At 43.3% G+C, this 18,788-nt stretch carries 21 protein-coding genes, 1 pseudogene and 1 riboswitch; of the genes and pseudogenes, 10 read left to right on the forward strand and 12 right to left on the reverse strand.

All coding sequences use genetic code 11. The features are described from left to right. Nucleotides 1-18: 18 nt before the first annotated feature. The 3 genes from feoB to thiT form a co-directional block, all read right to left on the reverse strand. Entirely contained in the window at nucleotides 19-2,019 is a 2,001-nt protein-coding gene (gene feoB, locus A8F94_RS18180) for a ferrous iron transport protein B (protein ID WP_066203585.1), read from the reverse strand. Beyond that, nucleotides 2,019-2,243 carry a FeoA family protein gene (locus A8F94_RS18185; RefSeq protein WP_077247803.1) on the reverse strand — a complete coding sequence of 75 codons (225 nt, stop codon included), beginning with the start codon at nucleotides 2,241-2,243 and terminating at the stop codon, nucleotides 2,019-2,021. The genes feoB and A8F94_RS18185 overlap by 1 nt, the downstream gene beginning before the upstream one ends. A 390-nt stretch (nucleotides 2,244-2,633) precedes the next feature. Next, nucleotides 2,634-3,239 (reverse strand): energy-coupled thiamine transporter ThiT, encoded by a 606-nt coding sequence (thiT, locus tag A8F94_RS18190; RefSeq protein ID WP_066203588.1) that lies wholly within the window; start codon nucleotides 3,237-3,239, stop codon nucleotides 2,634-2,636. Nucleotides 3,240-3,405: 166 nt separating this feature from the next. Continuing rightward, nucleotides 3,406-3,512: riboswitch (TPP riboswitch) on the reverse strand. A 128-nt stretch (nucleotides 3,513-3,640) separates the two neighbouring features. On the opposite strand from thiT, the gene A8F94_RS18195 reads away from it, so the two are divergent. The 5 genes and pseudogenes from A8F94_RS18195 to A8F94_RS18210 all read left to right on the forward strand — a co-directional run bounded on the left by A8F94_RS18195 (nucleotide 3,641) and on the right by A8F94_RS18210 (nucleotide 7,314). Then, nucleotides 3,641-4,522: a cation diffusion facilitator family transporter gene (locus tag A8F94_RS18195; RefSeq protein ID WP_066203591.1), complete on the forward strand. Its 882-nt coding sequence runs from the start codon at nucleotides 3,641-3,643 to the stop codon at nucleotides 4,520-4,522. Between the two features lie 280 nt (nucleotides 4,523-4,802). After that, entirely contained in the window at nucleotides 4,803-5,351 is a 549-nt protein-coding gene (locus A8F94_RS18200; protein WP_066203594.1) for a GNAT family N-acetyltransferase, read from the forward strand. Nucleotides 5,352-5,540: 189 nt separating this feature from the next. Further along, nucleotides 5,541-5,630: pseudogene (locus A8F94_RS26685) on the forward strand (MerR family transcriptional regulator); the annotation flags it as partial. Nucleotides 5,631-5,654: 24 nt separating this feature from the next. Further along, on the forward strand, nucleotides 5,655-5,900 hold the full coding sequence (locus A8F94_RS26690; protein WP_066203597.1) for a hypothetical protein: 246 nt from the start codon (nucleotides 5,655-5,657) through the stop codon (nucleotides 5,898-5,900). 58 nt (nucleotides 5,901-5,958) lie between these two features. After that, entirely contained in the window at nucleotides 5,959-7,314 is a 1,356-nt protein-coding gene (locus A8F94_RS18210; protein WP_066203602.1) for a hemolysin family protein, read from the forward strand. A gap of 54 nt (nucleotides 7,315-7,368) precedes the next feature. Here the strand turns inward: A8F94_RS18210 and A8F94_RS18215 are convergent, their stop codons facing one another. After that, entirely contained in the window at nucleotides 7,369-7,725 is a 357-nt protein-coding gene (locus A8F94_RS18215; protein ID WP_066203605.1) for a hypothetical protein, read from the reverse strand. A gap of 218 nt (nucleotides 7,726-7,943) precedes the next feature. Between A8F94_RS18215 and A8F94_RS18220 the strand changes: the two genes are divergently transcribed. From A8F94_RS18220 to A8F94_RS18240, 5 genes are all read left to right on the forward strand, one after another. Next, nucleotides 7,944-8,252 (forward strand): HesB/YadR/YfhF family protein, encoded by a 309-nt coding sequence (locus A8F94_RS18220; RefSeq protein WP_066203607.1) that lies wholly within the window; start codon nucleotides 7,944-7,946, stop codon nucleotides 8,250-8,252. A gap of 303 nt (nucleotides 8,253-8,555) precedes the next feature. Beyond that, the gene (gene atpB, locus A8F94_RS18225; protein WP_066203609.1) at nucleotides 8,556-9,269 is read left to right on the forward strand and encodes a F0F1 ATP synthase subunit A; all 714 of its coding nucleotides are present in this window, start codon (nucleotides 8,556-8,558) and stop codon (nucleotides 9,267-9,269) included. Between the two features lie 48 nt (nucleotides 9,270-9,317). Beyond that, entirely contained in the window at nucleotides 9,318-9,701 is a 384-nt protein-coding gene (locus A8F94_RS18230; RefSeq protein ID WP_066203612.1) for an ATP synthase F0 subunit B, read from the forward strand. Between the two features lie 2 nt (nucleotides 9,702-9,703). Continuing rightward, on the forward strand, nucleotides 9,704-10,666 hold the full coding sequence (locus A8F94_RS18235; RefSeq protein ID WP_066203615.1) for an AtpZ/AtpI family protein: 963 nt from the start codon (nucleotides 9,704-9,706) through the stop codon (nucleotides 10,664-10,666). Nucleotides 10,667-10,830: 164 nt separating this feature from the next. Beyond that, nucleotides 10,831-11,019, forward strand: coding sequence for a hypothetical protein (locus tag A8F94_RS18240; RefSeq protein ID WP_066203622.1), 189 nt, complete (start codon nucleotides 10,831-10,833; stop codon nucleotides 11,017-11,019). A gap of 120 nt (nucleotides 11,020-11,139) precedes the next feature. Here the strand turns inward: A8F94_RS18240 and A8F94_RS18245 are convergent, their stop codons facing one another. The 8 genes from A8F94_RS18245 to A8F94_RS18280 form a co-directional block, all read right to left on the reverse strand. Then, a complete protein-coding gene (locus A8F94_RS18245) occupies nucleotides 11,140-12,171 on the reverse strand; it encodes an STAS domain-containing protein (RefSeq protein ID WP_066203625.1) in 1,032 nt (343 codons plus the stop codon). A gap of 142 nt (nucleotides 12,172-12,313) precedes the next feature. Next, nucleotides 12,314-12,892 carry a YitT family protein gene (locus tag A8F94_RS18250; protein WP_066204074.1) on the reverse strand — a complete coding sequence of 193 codons (579 nt, stop codon included), beginning with the start codon at nucleotides 12,890-12,892 and terminating at the stop codon, nucleotides 12,314-12,316. A gap of 213 nt (nucleotides 12,893-13,105) precedes the next feature. Next, the gene (wrbA, locus tag A8F94_RS18255; protein ID WP_066203628.1) at nucleotides 13,106-13,717 is read right to left on the reverse strand and encodes an NAD(P)H:quinone oxidoreductase; all 612 of its coding nucleotides are present in this window, start codon (nucleotides 13,715-13,717) and stop codon (nucleotides 13,106-13,108) included. A 77-nt stretch (nucleotides 13,718-13,794) separates the two neighbouring features. After that, complete coding sequence (locus A8F94_RS18260) at nucleotides 13,795-14,406, reverse strand: alpha/beta hydrolase (protein WP_066203630.1); 612 nt, start codon at nucleotides 14,404-14,406, stop codon at nucleotides 13,795-13,797. A 263-nt stretch (nucleotides 14,407-14,669) separates the two neighbouring features. Beyond that, nucleotides 14,670-15,590: a cation diffusion facilitator family transporter gene (locus A8F94_RS18265; protein WP_066203633.1), complete on the reverse strand. Its 921-nt coding sequence runs from the start codon at nucleotides 15,588-15,590 to the stop codon at nucleotides 14,670-14,672. A gap of 18 nt (nucleotides 15,591-15,608) precedes the next feature. Then, complete coding sequence (locus A8F94_RS18270; protein ID WP_066203636.1) at nucleotides 15,609-16,235, reverse strand: class I SAM-dependent methyltransferase; 627 nt, start codon at nucleotides 16,233-16,235, stop codon at nucleotides 15,609-15,611. A gap of 27 nt (nucleotides 16,236-16,262) precedes the next feature. Beyond that, entirely contained in the window at nucleotides 16,263-18,383 is a 2,121-nt protein-coding gene (locus A8F94_RS18275) for a heavy metal translocating P-type ATPase (RefSeq protein WP_077247805.1), read from the reverse strand. Then, nucleotides 18,376-18,744, reverse strand: a complete 369-nt coding sequence (locus tag A8F94_RS18280) for an ArsR/SmtB family transcription factor (RefSeq protein ID WP_066203640.1) — start codon at nucleotides 18,742-18,744, stop codon at nucleotides 18,376-18,378. The genes A8F94_RS18275 and A8F94_RS18280 overlap by 8 nt, the downstream gene beginning before the upstream one ends. Nucleotides 18,745-18,788: the final 44 nt, after the last annotated feature.

Raw genomic sequence — 18,788 nt, forward strand, 5'->3', positions numbered from 1 at the left:
CCTGAACATCTCCTTCCGTTAGGCCAGACCCAGCAATTTTCCTCCCTGGTAAATGACAAGGCAGAGAATGTAGGCGATGGCAAATGCGTAGGCCATTGAAAAAACTGTCCACTTTTTTGAACCGGTTTCCTTATAAATCGTGGCCACTGTTGCCAGGCAGGGAATATAAAGCAGAATGAAAGCCATGAAACTATAGGCCGCGAGCGGTGTAAAATACACTGTCATCATCCCCTGGAGCTGTGCTTCCGATGGCGCGAAGTAAATAATATTCATTGTCGAGACAACTGATTCCTTTGCGAAAAAGCCAGTTAATAATGAAGCGCTTGCCTGCCAGGTACCAAAACCGATCGGGTCAAATATTGGGGCCAGTACTCCGCCAATTGCGGCCAGGAAACTATGGTCCAACTCGACATTTGTTCCGCCCGGGCCTATATAAGACAAGAGCCAGATAAAGACAGAACCGGCAAAGATGAATGTCCCGGCCTTTTTAACAAACCCTTTTCCTTTATCCCATGTGCTCCTCCACAATGCCCTGAATTGGGGAAAACGGTAAGGTGGAAGCTCGATAACAAAAAGCGATGCTTCGGATTTAAGGATGGTTCTTGAGAATAATTTTGCCAGAAGAAGTGCGATGATAATTCCGATTACATACAGGCTTAAGACAATGCCCGCACTGTTTTTCGCAAAGAATGCCCCGACGAACAGCGCATAGACCGGCAACCGGGCAGAACAGGACATGAGTGGTGTCAAAAGGATTGTCAACAATCTCTCCCTTGGCGTTTCAATTGTTCGGGCGGCCATGATCCCAGGCACATTGCATCCGAAACCAATCATCATTGGAATGAATGCTTTCCCGTTCAGGCCGACTGATTCCATAATTCTGTCCATGACCAATGCGACTCGTGCCATATATCCCGAGTCCTCAAGTAAAGATATGAAGAAGAACAGGATAAAAATTTGCGGTACGAAAACGAGTACACCGCCGACTCCGGCAATCAACCCTTCATGAACAAGAGCCTGAAGAAATGGGGAAGCCTGTGCGGCGTTCAGTGTCTGTTCCGCCCAGGTGGCAATCGGACCGGTAATAAAACCATCAAGAATATCTGAAAGCGGAGACCCGAGCCAATCGAAAGTTAGCATAAACATAAAGTACATCAGCAATAGGAAGATCGGCATGCCAAGAAACCTATTGGTTACGATCGCATCAATCCGTTCGGAAAGAGGGATTACGTCACCTTTCTTTCTGACTGCTTCAGCAACTATCTTTTCAATAACGCGTTTTCGCTTTTCATGGATACTATGGGCAAGGGACGGCTTCCCTTTGGATGCCAGGGAATCGGACAGGCTTGCAACAATCGCTTTAACTTTGCTGCTGTCTGCAATTGAGTGCAGGTAATCTTCAACATATTGATTTCCCTCGAATAACTGAAGTGCAAGCCATCTGTCTGAATGTGATGTCTTTCCTTTGACCAGGACACTGAGCGAATCAATGGCTTCTTCAATTTCCTGTCCATAATAAACAAGGTTTTTTGTTGGAGGAAGAGCACTTTCGGCGGCAGCCATATCCTGGAGCCTGTCACAGCCTTTCCCGCTTCTTGCAACGACAGGTACAACCGGGATACCGAGCAGACTAGCCAGCTTTTCAGAATCAATGTGGATGCCCCGCTTGCTGGCCACATCCATCATGTTCAATCCGATTAAAACCGGTCTTCCAAATTCGATTAATTGTAGTGTGAGATGTAGATTCCGTTCAATTTGCGAAGCATCAAGGATATTCAAAAGGCGGTCCACCGGTCCATCCAGAAAGAACCTCGTTACAACTCCTTCATCTTTCGATAGTGGATTTAAGGTATATATACCGGGCAAATCAATCAGGCGGCCCTTTTTGTTCCGGAATACTCCAACCTTCTTCTCAACTGTTACACCGCTCCAGTTGCCAACGTATTCATAAGAACCAGTCAGATTGTTAAACAGCGATGTTTTCCCGGTATTGGGATTACCGATTAATGCGATTTCCATTATATTCTCTCCAGTTCGATGCATTTCGCTTCTTTGCGCCGGATTCCTATACATTGTCCACAGGATTCAATCATAATCGGCCCGCCGAATGGCAGGATGCATTTAATACAAACCTCACTGCCCTCTGTAATGCCAAGATCAAGCAGCCTTCTTTGCACCAGCCGGTCAACCATGGAAATATTTTTAATCGTTGCTTTTTCTCCTGTTTTTAATTGAGCCAGCATGATGATCACCCTTTATTTTCAAATGAGAATGATTCTCTTTCTTATGTTTTAATTTTATCATCATTTAAATAGGAGTTTGCTGGGTAGTTGTGAAGATTATGTTAAAAATATACAGGTAAACAGTGCGTTTTGCTCCTTGCCTGCCTAGTGTTTCAGGGACATTTCGTTAGGTGGGTTGAAAGCGGAAATATACTTGGGCAAAGGGGGCCAAGGACAAAACTACACATCGGACTTGTGAATACATCCTTGAGAAACGGTTTCAAGAACAAAACCACATGACGAAAATGTGAATATGTCCTTTAGCAACGATTCAAGGAATTTGGCGCCCGGAGAAACGCTGAATTGCCGAAGACATAAAAAAAGGAAAAGGGAGTCCCTTTTCCTCTTTAATCATGTATTAGAATGATGCACTGAGCGGCCCTCGACAGCTATCAGCCTTGGGGATGCCCCAAAGACAAGGACTACGGCAATTGCACAGAAAATCGCATTTGGCAGCATGTACGTCCCGTTATATAAGAATGAAAAGAGTACTGTCGGAGTTCCTGCCGGCGCTGAGTCGGCAAAGAAAACGATGCCACCGATAAAATGAGCAATAAATCTCAATGCGCTTCCCAGCAGAATGCCAAGGGTAGTAAAGGTCATCCAGCGCGTTTTCCTTCCTTCTGCCTGTGCTTTTTTTACCGATGCGGAAAAGACTCCCGCCGCCCCGGCTGCTGTAAAAGCAACGATATAGTCCAGCGCTCCTTGCACAGGATGCATAACATATGCCTGGCCAAGCACGATTTGCAATAATCCGAGCAAAAATCCTGTAAGAAGGCCTCCTCTTAATCCCCATCGAAAAGCCATTAAAAAGATTGGAACCATTGCTATTGAAATGGAGCCTCCCTGAGGCCAGATTTTAAGTGAAAGAAGATTTGCTGCATAATCGAGCAATAATGCAATGGCCGTAAAGACAGCAACTTCCACTAAAAAAAGTGTTTTCTTGCTTTGTTCCATAAACGATTCCCCCTAATAGTAGATTATAGGCTAACAGGGAATTAATCCCATGTTTTCCTACAGCTTATTTCGGGTATCCGTTTGAAACCTTCCTTTTTGATATGGGTATTTTCCGCCAATGCAAAAAGGCAATACAAAACGCACATAAAGGGTTCTGTATTGCCATACATTCGGCATGCCACATCCCTACGCTAGCGTTAACTAACAGGTTCAAAGGGTAAGAACTCAAACGTTCACTCTCAGCCGCTTTTGGCAGCTCCCCTTGTGGAAGTATTCAATTGATATCCACGTTCACTATACTATTTCCAGCTAATTTTGACAACAATAAGGATTGGTTGTTGTTGGATGTTCAATTCCTTTTTTGATAATGTGGAGTTGTACCATATGTAGGAGGTCAAATAATGGAGAGGGAAAACCAACTGAAGTCTGGGGAGACGGGTGCATGGATCAGTATCATTGCATACATCTTCCTGTCCTCCTGCAAGCTGACTGCGGGATATATGGGCAATTCTGATGGACTATGGGCTGACGGGTTAAACAACCTGACAGATGTCATGGCCTCTGTAGCTGTACTGATTGGACTAAAAATTTCAAAAAAACCACCGGATAAGGACCATCATTATGGCCATTACCGGGCTGAAACAATCGCCTCCCTTGTTGCCGCGTTTATTATGCTCGGGGTCGGCTTCCAAGTTTTACTGGATGGTGCCCAATCACTTTTTTCTGAATCCAAAGAAGAGCCAGAGTGGCTGACAGCCTGGGTGGCTATTGGGTCAGCTGTCTTCATGATGGGCGTTTATCGTTACAATATGAACCTGAGCAAGAAAATAAATTCCCATGCTATTCGAGCGGTCGCCCAGGATAACCGGTCTGATGCACTTGTCTCGGTAGGGGCCTTTGTGGGGATTGTCGGTGCCAAATTCGGCGTTGCCTGGCTGGATATGATTGCTGCCATCCTAGTTGGATTAATCATATGCAAAACCGCATGGGAAATTTTCCATGATGCTTCTCATGCACTAACAGATGGTTTCGATGTGACAAAAGTTCCTGAACTTCAGCGGACAATTGAAGGTACTTCCGGAGTGAAAGGTGTAACGGAAATAAAAGCAAGGATGCATGGAAATCAGACTCTGATAGAATCAACGATCCTCGTAGATCCGACCCTTACAATTATTGAGGGCCATGCCATAACGGAGGCGATTGAAAAAGGTCTTCAAACAAAGCATGGGGTTCGGTATGCCATTATTCATGTTGAGCCGTATTTAGAAACGAAAAGCGAATAAATATCGAAAATAAACCCGCAGCAGTCTATATGCTGCGGGTCCTTTTTGCACGTTCATTCTTTCTCGTCATAAGATTGTCCTTAATTTACAGCAATGACAGTACTGGGTTTTTAAATACTCGGGATGCTAATATAGTAAGAAATAACCGTGGAAGCGCGCCAGCAACAGGGCAACAGTCTTTCTTAATTTTAACTTGTTTGGAATATTTTCTTGGAAATCGCACCATGGCGCAAAAAGGAGAACCATCTATTGTATACTATTTTTATAGGGAGGAGTATGGATGTTTACTTTAAAGGTTGACCAGGAAATAGAATTGCAGCTATTCCTGCCCCATGATGGCAAAGAGTTATTTAATTTGGTGGACAGGAACAGGCACCATTTAAGAGAGTGGCTCCCTTGGGTCGATGATATGGCCAGCCATTACCAATACGAAACCATTATTCCAATGTGGCTTAAGCAATTTGCGGACAATAACGGCTTCAACGCTGGAATCCGCTATCGGGGGCAGTTGGTTGGCTGTATCGGGATGCACTACATCGATTGGCGGAACAGGCATACGTCGGTCGGATATTATCTTGCTGAACAAGTGCAGGGAAAAGGAATTATGACACGTTCTGTCAATGCCCTTTTGAATTATGCTTTCTACACTTTAGGTTTGAATCGAGTCGAAATCCGCTGCGGGGAACATAACCTGAAAAGCCGGGCAATACCTGAACGGCTGGGCTTTACCCTTGAAGGGAAAATCAGAGATGGCGAACTGCTTCACGGAGGATTTCACGATTTGTTTGTTTATGGAATCCTTGCCCGTGACTGGATTAAACATAGATAGTTTTGCTCATAACATGCAAGCCAATCCCATAAACTGTTTTAAGGAAGTGTATACACCAACTGGAACGTTTGACTGTATAGTTTGTTATCGCTTATAATTATTTTTAATTTTAAAAAGTCGAGGTGGTAAGATGGGGTTTTCTATCGAATTGGCGAACTAGCAACAAGGGCCGGGGTTTCCAAACGGACGATTGATTATTATACGTCCATAGGACTTCTCAATGCAGAACGGACCCGCTCCAACTACCGGCTATACGATCAAAAAGCCCTTGCCGACCTTAGGTATATCGAGGAATGCAAAAGCATGCACTTTCCACTTGAGGAGATTAAGAGAAAGCTAGAAATCAAGAAAGCCGGAGAAATCCGCGTTTCAGAATTGGAAGACCAGGCCCATTCAGTCGCCCTGCAAATGAAGCAGCTTCAAGATGATCTGTCGGCCCTTATGCCGCTGATCCAAAAGCTTGATACGAAAAAAAGGGATATCGTGTCAAGGAACTTGAATGAGGAGGGAAATGCCCTGCTCAAATCCCTTAAGGAATTGACAAGTTAGTTTTTAAACTCTCAGGAGGTGACTCCTTTACCCGAAAGAATCGGGATAAGGAAATTTATTGGACATATTAAACTTGGTTTTAATAGCCATTTTGATCGCTTTGACAGCCTTTTTTGTCGCATCTGAATTTGCGATCATCAGGGTAAGAAGTTCCCGGATTGATCAGTTGATTGAAGAGGGCAGCAGCAGTGCCAAAGCAGTTAAGAAGGTAATTACCAATCTGGATGAATATCTGTCAGCCTGCCAGCTCGGAATTACCGTCACTGCACTTGGCCTCGGCTGGATTGCCGAACCAACTATGGAAGGTCTGCTTGAGCCTGTCCTTCACTGGCTAAATGTCGCGCCAGGGGTTTCCAAGGTATTTACATTTGCTTTGGCATTCGGCCTCATCACGTTCCTCCATGTTGTTATAGGGGAATTGGCTCCAAAAACATTGGCTATTCAAAAGGCAGAGACCATTTCACTGCTGGTGGCAAGGCCGCTGATCTTTTTCTATAAGCTGCTGTATCCTTTCATCTGGGCGTTAAACGGTTCCGCAAGGCTTACTGTCGGGCTCTTTGGCCTCAAGATGGCTTCAGAAAATGACCTTGCCCATACGGAGGAAGAACTTCGCATCATTCTGTCTGAAAGCTATAAAAGTGGTGAAATTAACCAGTCTGAGTTTAAGTATGTGAATAGAATTTTTGAATTTGATAACCGGATAGCCAAGGAAATTATGGTTCCGCGGACAGAAATTGTTTCCCTTTCAAAGGATGATACACTTCAGGGTATCCTTGCTATCATCAAGGATGAAAAATTCACCCGCTATCCCGTCATTGATGGAGACAAGGACCATATCATTGGTTTAATCAATATAAAAGAAATTATGACCGAATTGATTGGCACAGGCAAATATGCAGATAGAAAAATCGAGCATTATGCAAGGCCTATCATCCGGGTCATTGATACAATCCCAATTCACGATTTACTTTTGAAAATGCAGAAAGACCGCATCCATATGGCAATTCTCATGGATGAATATGGCGGTACATCAGGACTAGTAACTGTTGAGGATATTTTGGAGGAAATTGTCGGCGATATTCGCGACGAATTTGATATGGATGAAATCCCGGATGTCCGTAAAGTCGAGGATAATCACTACATTATTGATTCAAAGGTACTGATAAGTGAAGTGAATGATCTGCTCGGCCTTGAAATCAACGATGAGGATATTGACACAATCGGCGGCTGGATTTTGACAGTTAATTTCGATGCCCGTGAAGGCGACATTATTCAGTGGGAGCAATGTTCTTTCAAAATACTTGAAATGGAAGAACACCATATTCGATATATTGAGGTCATTAAGACGGCCGATGCGGAAGAACCTGCCATGGCGCAGCAAATCCCGGTTGCCAATCCGGGAATCATTTCATAATCACAAAAATAGGCTGGCCCCAATTTTATCTGGGCCAGCCTATTTGTTCGTGAATTACCTATTATTACGCAAAATGATCAATTCTTCTTCGGCCTTGGCCAGTTTAACTAAATGCGAATCAAGCCTTCTGTTAATATGCTTGATATCCTCATGGGCAGAACCGCCTGTTGCTTCCCTGATTTCTTTTACAGCTTTAAGGATTTCATCAGTCTGTCTTTCTTCAATTCTCTCTAGAGAATCCTTAATGTCGGATAGGTCGATTTGATTGACAGCAACCCGGTGTTCAATGCTATCCATCTTTTCAAGTCTGGCAAGCCTTTTTTCTATATTTTCAAGTGACGAACTGAATCCTTCGATCATTGTTTTTATGTCATTTATTGCTTGAGTGAGTTCCCTATTGTTCTCATCCATTTTTTGGTCTCCTTCGTTCTTTTGTTACATCATAACACCATATCTACTATAAGGATGTTACAAAAAGGCGAAAACTATAAAATCAATAAAAAACGTGAACACTCTATGAACATCACTCCAGGTGTGAATAATATCATAGTACCCGGCATCGAAACCGTTTAATCTAAAGGCAGGAGGCAGAAGCTTCCCAATATTCCTGTAAAGGCTGGTGTAAATGTATGATTTTATCCCTGGATGAAAAGGCATTTTCCTGGTTTTCCACTGAATTTGATATAAAAGCTCCACTAAGCATTCGCCTGTATCCCCAATACGCTGGACTTGGGGTCAAACATAAAGGCTTTACTCTGGCCTTTTCCGCCGAACCTCCAACAAATGCGGGTTATTTAAAAGAATACAATGGGATTACCTTTTACGTCGAAGAAAATGATCGTTGGTTCTTTGAAGATACAAAAACAATTTTGAGCTTTGATGATACATTGAGTGAGATTGTCGTTAAATATGAGAATGAACCAAACGTGTTGAACTAATTTAATCTACTTTTGCTCCACCCTGACTCCAACCAGAGTCAGGTTTTTTGCTTTGAATGAAAATATTTCGTCAAAAATATGACAATTGACATGTGAAGTTCCAAAAATATTATGAATAGTGTTACAATTAATGCGGAAAGCTCATAACTTAGGAATGAATAACCAGATGCGCTCCGTCTTATTACCTTATACCCCCCTGCTCTGCACGTCTGTAAGAAACTATTTGCGGCAAACCGTTTGCAAATCAAATTTCTTCAGGCTGTACATACTTTATATAGATAGAGGTGAAAGGGGTAGGAAATTATGCATTACGGAAAGCCATTGGTTACATGGCTTGGCATCACTTTTGATTTATCCATTGTTTTAACTAGCACCATCGCCTCCTTACTCGTCTTCCTCATTGCGCTCCTCTCAATAAGAAGGCTAGAAAAAGGGGTCCCTAAGGGCCTTCAGAATTTTATGGAATGGACGATTGAGTTTGTCCAGGGCATCATGAGCAACTCTATGGGAGCATCAAAAAATCTATTCATCTTATCTACAGGCGTCTCACTGCTATTGTATTTAGTTATTTCCAACAGTATGGGCATCCCCTTCTCTTTTGTCACTGGTGATGAGCACCAGGTTGTCTGGTGGAAATCACCGACAGCCGATGCCCATGTAACCATGACGCTTGCCATCATGATTATGGCCTATACTCACTTCATCGATATCCACATGCACGGATTCAAACATTACTTCAAAAATTACTTCAAACCAGTTAAAGCATTCCTTCCCATCAACCTCCTTGAACAGCTAAGTACAACACTGACCCTTGGCCTCCGCCTCTTCGGAAATATCTACGCAGGTGAAGTAATGCTTGTCATTCTTGCCGGATCGATTGTTAACGGTTTCTTCCCTGCTTTACTTGCTGCCTTGCCATTATTGATCTGGCAAGCATATTGCTTGTTTATCGGAGCTATTCAGGCCTATATTTTTGTAACCTTGACAATGGTTTATATTGCTCATAGGCTCACATAATTTTAGGGCAGCAGAGACTTTATTTTTTAAAAAAAGGGAGTGTTTCAAATGGGGGACTTCGAAATGTTCGGTGTTCCTATTTCATTAGGAACAATGATTTATCAAGCTATTATCTTTACGATCTTAGTGTTTCTGATTAAAAAATTTGTAATGAAGAAACTATTAATTGTGATGGAAAATAGGCAAGCTTATATAGAAAAGCAGATGATGCTGGCGGAAAAATACAAAGCCGAAACCGAACAAAAGCTGCTCGAACAGCAGCAGATTATTCTGGAAGCAAAAGCGGAAGCAAGGCTGATCAAGGCAAGGGGCGAAAAAGAAGCAAGGGAAATCTTTGAGCGATCTCAGGCGGAGGCTATGGAAATTCTCCATATGGCCAAAAATGATGCAAGAAGATTAGTGACCGCCCAGGATTGCCACAAGGGGGCATAACCATGAAGAAGACTTTCTCTGCAAAGTTTGGGAGAACAACCGAAGACCTGGAACTCGGCCTTGAGGAGAAGTTAATTTATATACATTACAAAAAGGGCAATCATGAAAAATCCGCATGCATTTTAAAAAGCGAAGACAAGCCGCTTGATGAATACCTTTATCCTTTTTTGGAAGAAAACAATGTTTCGGACACCTTGAAATCATCAATCAATGACTATTTGAAAAATGTTAAAGACCTTAAAAACCAGCAGTGGAGTGAATTCTCAATTTTTTTAATGAAAGCGCTGTCCCTGCATATGGTATTTGCTTTTACGATTGCCATTGCTGTTTTTCTTGGTTATCAGGGCGGCAGTAAGCTGGACGAATTCCTTGGTATCTATCCGCTTTTCACAGTGATTGGACTGATTGGGGGGATTTCCCTTGGTGGCTTTACCACCTATTCAATGGCTATTAAATACTTCAAGCCTGCAGCATCCAAGGTTGAAAAGAGAAAGCAGAAAAAAGATGCGGCTGACGCAATTCCCCCAAAAGAATGGCCAGAAGTGGATGTTTCACTGGATGAGGTTAGACAGGCAATCAGGAAGTTCGCAGACGGGCTGGCGAAAGGGATTTATCGGACTATTCTAGTCAACGATGATAATAGTATTGATTTTCTCCAGCTCGCTCATATATTGGGTGGGATCCCCAAAAAGAAATTCTACATGTCGAAGGAAACTTATGATCTCTTTGAGGAATGCGACAAAGCTATTGCAGTGGAGATGGATAAAGTCCAAAGAGCTGTCGACCTATACGTAAAGGAAAAACGAGAATACCCAATGCTTAAATTTGATCCAAGCAAGCGCGTCAATTATTATCAGCTCCTGCAGGGCCATTATTTAAAAGAACTTCCGGAAATACAGTTCTATATAACCGATGTTGACGGCCTAGTTTCCCATATTAGGCCATCCCAAACAAAGCGAGGCTAAACGCTTACCTGAATTTACCTGTAAAAAACCTGGATAGTTTAATCCTTGTTGGCGTTTGCTTGATTCCCTTTTTGGGGATAAGTACAATATACTGGAATATCAACCTTAAGGCCTTATTTTTCCCGGGTTGAATGCCCAGCGTCAGGAAAGGAGGGATTGACACAGTGTTAAAACAGGTTCAGCTTTCAGACTATCACCTATGGATGTGCCAGCAAATCAGAGAAAAACTAGCTGAGCAAAACCAAATCTCTCCCCTGGATACCTTTACTTATTCGGAACGCGATTTAGTTACAATCGCCTTAAGTGAGCTTGTTTTTCAACTAAACACGACAAACCCGATTAAGCAGAGCTGAAGCGATGTGAATTTCCCTAAAATGGTAAAGGCCTGAAAACGGCCTTTTTGTTTTGTTTACATATAAGCTATGCACCACAAAAGGGCTGCCCCAACAGCAGAAATTTTGGAACATCTGTTTTTAGAGGATTTTCCTGCCGCTTTGTCCCAGGGCATAGTAAATTCCATGCTGTAAAGTCTGAAAACATTGGAACTTTGACAAATTAATGCCCGACTGAGTAACAGCAGCGCCTAATTCAGAAGAAATCCCCACCAGAATTGTTTCGATTCCAACTAGAGATGCAGCTGAACCAAGCTTTTGGATAAAGTCAATTCCATATTCCTCAACTTCATGGTCAAGGCCTGTAAGATCAAGGATGAGATAATTCGCCTTGTATGCGGGGAGATTAAATAACGTCTTCACAAGCAGGTTTTCCGAACGGCTTTCATCGTATTTCCCAATCAACGGTACAACAACGATGCCTTCCAAAACTGGGATAATCGGTGAAGAAATTTCCTTAACCAATTCCTGCAAGTCTTTAGTCTTTTCCTCAACCAACTCTTCTAATTCACGAATTTTCTCTGATTCCTTTCGCCTAGCAAGTTCATGGATATTAGTTGAAACGGTAATGCTGGAAGGGAAGTACTCAACCACAGTGCATTCATCACCTGCTAACTGGTCTTCAACAACCCTATACCACAGATTTGTACCAAGCATGCCGCCAAAAATGCCTGCGTAATGAGCAGGCAGGTATTTTCCGCTGGCTTTTTTTCCTTGTGCCTTATTGATCTTGTACTCCCAGCTATTTTTCATCTCGATTTTCAGTGTCTTATTTTCTATATCCAATTCTTTAATGATTGCCGTACCCCATCCTGCAGATGCATATGTGTTGGGAATCAAGCTTGATGCCTCTTTTACAGAGACATTTAGGTTTGTAAAATAGTTGCTGACAATCAGCCCCTGGCGGAAACCAGTCGCTTCAAGAACCAATGCTGCAGCTTCCCCTCCCGAAACTTCCTCAATCGTGTCAAAAAATGTTTTCATTGCTGAACTTATCCAAAAGAGTACAGCATCTTCCTTTTCAAAAAGAAATTGCCCCTTTTTAAGGTTCCATTCAAAGTCCAATCCGCCCACATTAATATGCGGGCTTTCAACTTTCTTTTCTATCGCCATCCTTTTTGCTCCCCTTTCTTGCTAATTTGGAGAAACGTACTACGTGCCCTTATTCTGATACTAATTTACATCTTTCTATACTTTATGTCTAATGTTCGGTTTTATCGGATTCCAAGCCAGGCCATCTCAGGGTCCACCATTTCTAGTGCTGCTTCTCCCATGTAACAAAGCTAGTCGCAAGACCAACTGATAGAACCGTTAGCACCGAAAGGATAAACGTTTCTTTGGCAAACAGAAAACCGCCTATTGTAATCACAAGAATATCAATTATAAAGATGAGTACACCGACATTTAGGCCACTCAAATCTGAAATGAATTGGGCAACAAGGTCTGTCCCACCAGTGCTTGTCTTATATTTAAGCATGACACCAATTCCCAAACCAACCAGAATCCCGCCAATAATAGAACACCATGCTGAGTCAACCGGATGCCTGCCTGGCCCAAGGAAATGAAACAGATCTATAAAGAATGAAGATACCAGCAGTCCATGGAGACTATTATAAAAATAGACGCGATACTTAAACCATGCAAGAACAAACACTGGCACACTCAGAAACATAATGGATTTTCCAGGCTCAATTCCCCATACATAATTGATAATGAGCCCTAACCCAATTACCCCGCCATCGAGAACTTTATGGGGAACCAAGAACAAATTAATCCCAATAGCGACGAGAGTACTTCCTATGATGATTGCAATTCCTTTCTCTACCCATGCCATATACATTCACGCCCTTCCATTGGACATGTAATGTATATGAAATTTCAAGCAAAAATAGACGAACCTCCCTATCATGTCATAATGTCGAACCCCTCAATGATTCAAACCTAGCTTACCCTGAGTATTGCGGTATGCAGATAGCCAAATATCTCCATAAGATAAAAGGGTGTCCCCTCCTATCTATGGGACACCCTCAAACTAACCATCTTCAAATTATTGATTACCTTTTTTCACCCATTCAGCCACTGTGACTGTCCGTTTTGCTTGGTATTTTACAGCCGCCTCAACATCCTCTACCATTTTCCCTTCCTGGTTGACAGTTACACTAGTACCGTATGGGTTTCCTCCGGCACCATAAATAACATCATTTGTATACCCAGGTGTGGCGACAATTGCTCCCCAGTGGTACATCGTCGTATAAAGTGAAAGAATAGTTGCTTCTTGTCCGCCATGCGGATTTTGGGCTGAACTCATTGCAGAAACGACCTTATTGGCCAATTTCCCCTGGAACCAGAGACCGCCTGTTGTATCAAGGAATTGTTTCATCTGTGCTGGCATATTCCCAAACCTGGTCGGCACACTGAAGATTATGCTATCGGCCCACTCAAGGTCATCAAGCGAAACCTCAGGAACATCCTTTGTTTCCTCAACATGCTGTTTCCAGGCAGGGTTTGAATCAATCGATGATTGCGGAGCAAGCTCAGGCACCTTGACTACCTTTACCTCAGCTCCAGCTTCCTTCGCACCTTCTGCAGCCCATTTGGCAAGCTGATAATTTGTTCCGGTTGAACTGTAATAAACGATTGCCAAGTTTACATTTGTCATAACGTGTTCCTCCTTCAGGGAAAGTTTCTCAGTATGGACATCCTGCCCCCTATCCTTACTTCCCTAAATTCAGAAGATTAATCGCGAAATGCTTCCTTGTACCAGTGCCTCGCCTGTTCCACTTCACTCATCGTTAATTGGTGGCCATATTGTTCCCAATGGATATCCACAGTGGCCCCAGCTTCCTCGAGCAATTGCTTTAATTCCTCAGACTCCCTCGCAGGACAGATTGGATCATTTGTGCCCGCTCCGATAAATACAGGGGTACCTGCCAAGTCCGGCAGTTCCAATCCCCGCCTTGGAACCATTGGATGATGAAGAACCGCTCCCTTTAAAGCGTTTTGATAATGGAACAGCAAGCTGCCTGCGATATTGGCGCCATTTGAGTAGCCAACGGCTACAATATTCGTTCGATCGAATTTATACTGTTGAGCCGCTTCATCGAGAAAATCATTTAACTCCCTTGTACGGAAAATTAAATCCTCTTCGTCAAAAACACCTTCGGCCAGACGTCGGAAAAAGCGTGGCATTCCATTCTCAAGTACATTGCCACGGACACTCAGGACAGCCGCTTCAGGGTCAATGATATCTGCCAAAGGCAATAGATCCTCTTCATTTCCGCCTGTGCCATGGAGCAATAGAAGCACGGGACCATTGGGATTTTTGCCTTGCTTAAAAATATGTTTCATAAGTATAATCCACCCTTCGATATTTTCAATTAAAATATTATTAATTAGAGATAACAATAATTTCATATAAGTAAATTGTCAACCGATTCGCGTCAGGCTATTCCCTAATCGCTAATCCTGATTTCCTAACGGCGGGTGTTAGCAAATGCATTTTCAAATGTGTCTCGCTCCTTCCACCTCAATCAACTTACTATCTCTCCTAATTGAAAGTTTACTAAAACAGCAAAAAAACATGGACGGCCCCGCCCATGTTTTTACCTATCTTAATTACAAACCTCGTGTGGATTGGCGCAGCCTTTATCTGCTTTTTCCACCTGGATGGTACTGTGTTCAATCCCGTAATGATCATGCAGTAAGCTCTGCGCCTGCCGCAAAATGGTATCATGCTTACCATCCTGAGCAATCGCAATATGGCAGCTTAGCATCGGCATCCCTGATGTCACTGACCAGATATGCAAATCATGAACATCATTTACATATGGAATTTGGAGTAACTCTCCCCGAAGTGCTTCGAAATCAATTTGTTCAGGTGCCCCTTCCATAAGAATATGGAAAGAATCCTTTGTCACCCTCCAGCCGGAGATAATAATTAATATCGCAACAATCACACTCGCAATCGGATCTGCAATTCCCCAGCCAAAAAAGATCATCAATAATGCAGCGACAATGGCGCCGACAGATCCAAGCATATCTCCCAGGACATGGAGGAAAGCACTGCGGACGTTCAGATTTTCTTCCTTATCACCTTTCATTAAAATAAAGGCTGCAGCAATATTAACCAGAAGTCCGATTGTTGAAATAATCAGCATTCCGCTGCTTTGTACTTCAGGAGGATTCGAAAATCTTTCGATTGCTTCTATAAAAATAAATACCGAAATAACAATGAGCGTGAGCCCATTCAGCGCCGCAGCAATAATTTCAAATCGTTTGTAACCATATGTTTTTGCTTGGGTCGATTTTTTCTCCCCGAGCTTAATTGCAAAATAACTTAACCCAAGTGCAGCTGCATCGCTCAGCATATGTCCGGCATCTGATAAAAGGGCGAGGCTGTTTGTTAAAATGCCTCCGATTACCTCAATGACCATAAACGTTGCGATCAAAATGAAAGCTAGAAGAAGTGCCCGCTTATTGCTCGTATGGTGATGATGACCATGCCCGTGATCATGTGAATGGTGGTGTCCCATGATGTTATTCTCCCTTTATTATTTCTTCTCCCACTTCTTCTGTAATAAGATAGATCTATACATTCCATTAAAGAGGATTCCTTTATTTTGTTTAATAAAAATATCCTTCCGAGCCCGCTCAGTTAACGTCTCAAAAGATAGTCCGATATCCGTCCCTAACAGGCGGATAAGCGGCCTTGCCATTTTCTTTGGGAGACTAAGGCCGCGTTCACCTTGAATAAACTTGTCAAAAATAATGATTTGGCCGCCTTTTTTCGAAACCCTCACCATTTCGGTAAGAGCTTTTCCCCCATCAGGTACGACGGTTAAAATCAAACTTCCAATCACCCAGTCAAACGTATCGTCTTCAAACTTCAAGTCTTGGGCATCCATCTGAATAAACTGGATATGGGTGTCGGGAAATTTGCTTTTTGCTTTATCAAGCATTTCCTGCGAATAATCAATTGCGGTAATATCAAGATCCTGTGGGATATGGGCTAAATCGGCGCCTGTTCCGACACCTGCCAACAGGACTTTTTCCCCTGGGTGAAAGGATAGTGTGCTGAAAATTTGCCTTCGCGCCTTTAGAAATGGCCCTTTCGTAAACAATTGGTCATAGACAGGAGCCCAAAGCTTATAAATGAACGTGTTCCATTTATTATTCATGTCATTACCGCCTTCTTTGGCTTGGCGTTAATCTTTTACTTTTAATAACCGAAGACTATTAAGAGTTACAAGGAGTGTCGCTCCCATATCTGCAAAAATCGCAATCCATAATGTCAGCCAGCCCGGAACTACAAGGAGTAATGCCAAGAGCTTGACTGCAAGTGAGAAAGTAATGTTTTGTTTGATTATCGAAAGTGCTTTCCGGCTCAGCTTAATCATGAACGGAAGCTTCCGCAAATCATCACCCATGAGAGCAACATCCGCTGTTTCAAGGGCGGTATCCGCCCCTGCTCCTCCCATCGCAATCCCAACCGTTGCTGCCGCAAGTGCCGGGGCATCGTTTATTCCATCGCCAACCATCCCAATACTGCCGTATCCCTTACGCAGTTCATTGACGTGCTTCAATTTTCCCTCTGGCATGAGTTCCGCATGGAAATCTGTTACACCAACCTGCTTGCTGATTGCCCGTGCGGTCCCTTCATTATCGCCTGTCAGCATAATTGTCTTCTTTATTCCCGCTTCATGGAGTCGCGCAATTACTTCCCTGCTGCTTTCCCGGACTTCATCGGCAACTGCTATGAGTGCAAGTATATCGGATTCAGTAAAGAGAGCCATGACAGTTTTGCCACGTTCCTGAAATTCACTAATAAGATTTGATTTCTCTTGATCTATCCTCTTGCTGCAAACCTCTTCGATGAGTTTACTGTTTCCAACATAGTAAGTCATTCCAGCGATTTCGCCTTTCAATCCCTTGCCTGTAATTGAGGCAGCATTTTCTACCTCTATATCTCTATAGTTTACCCAGATGCTGTCAGCCTTTTTAAGGATAGCCGAGGCAAGGGGATGCTGTGAACCATATTCAAGAGCCGCAACTATTGTGAGCACTTCTCTTTCATTCATTGAATGAAACGTTTTGATATCGGTCATCGCAGGAACACCCCTGGTCAGTGTCCCTGTTTTGTCAAAGGCAACGGCCTTTAAAGAGCCTGCCTCTTCCAAATGAATGCCTCCCTTTATCAAGACACCGTTCCGCGCGGCATTCCCAATGGCGGTTACAATTGATACCGGGGTTGAAATAACAAGAGCACACGGGCAACCAACCACCAGAACGGAAAGCCCCTGGTAAACCCATGTATTCCACTCAGCTCCAAAAATAAGCGGAGGAACAATAGCAACGAGGGCCGCAACAAACATGATGGCCGGCGTATAATATTTTGCAAACCGATCAACAAACGCCTGTGAGGGAGCCTTTTCTGCCTGAGCCTCTTCAACGAGGTGAATGATTCTCGCAATCGTTGTATCGTCGACAAGACGCGTTACCTTAACTTCAAGTAAGCCCTCGCCATTTAATGTACCGGCAAAAACTTCATCCTCCCGTTTCTTCTCGACAGGAACGGATTCACCCGTAATGGCGGCCTGATTGATGGAAGAATGACCTTTGATCACTACGCCATCCATTGCCAGCTTTTGTCCGGGTTTTACAATCATGATATCTCCAATCATGATTTCTTCTACCTCAATCAACCTATCAATGCCATCCCGGCGCACCAAAGCTTCTCTCGGGGCAATGTCCATGAGCGTCCTGATTGAGGCGCGTGCTTTATCCATCGAGTATTTTTCAAGCTCTTCACTGATGGCGAACAGGATTACGACAATTGCTCCCTCACTCCATTCCCCAATTAGGGCTGCGCCAATAATCGCCACCGTCATCAGCGTCCTCATATCAAATTCGAGGCTGGCCAGGTTTTTAAATCCTGTTTTGAACAACGGATAACCGCCAATGAGGATTGCCGCTGCAAACAGTGCTACTGTTACTGCTGATTCCTCACCATTTACAAAAAGCGATCCATATCCCGCTGCTATAAATAGAAGGGATAACAATACCCTCTGGTATTTAGCCCAAAACGGAATGTCGGGTTTGGGTTCCTGTTTAGCCTTTTCAGGTACAACCTGCAGGTTCTCAAATGCTCCCGCTCGTTCCAATTCTTGAATTGAAGCCTCTCCGTAAACAGTCAGCTTGGAGGCACCAAAATTAACTGCTGCTTCTAAAACACCATCCAGGTGTTTAACGTTCTTCTCGAACTTTGCGGCGCAGCTTGCTCAAGAAAGGCCTTCAATTCGATATACTTGTTTTTGTGTTTCAGCCACGGCTGGCCACCTCCTCCTGGTGCGTAAAAGCTATATCCACAAGTTGCTTCACATGTTCGTCATCGAGGGAATAATAGACCATCTTTCCTTCTTTCCGGTACTTTGCAATTCCTAAATTTTTCAGGGTCCGCAAATGATGGGAAGCTGTTGCGACAGAAGAACCGACGATATTTGCAACATCACACACACAAAGCTCATTTTCCATCGCAAGTGCATAGGTGATTTTTACTCTATTTTCATCTGCAAGTGCCTTGAAAATTTTAGCGACATCAACTGTACTTTTTTGTCCCAAGGCAGTTTTTACACGGGTGACTTTCGGCTCGTCAACACAGGAAGTTTCACAAACATCATGCTCTTTCATCCGGATCCCTCATTCAAATAGTCGTTTGAGTATATATTATTCAA

This window comes from Bacillus sp. FJAT-27225, assembly GCF_001685025.1.
Classification (GTDB): domain Bacteria; phylum Bacillota; class Bacilli; order Bacillales; family Cytobacillaceae; genus Bacillus_D.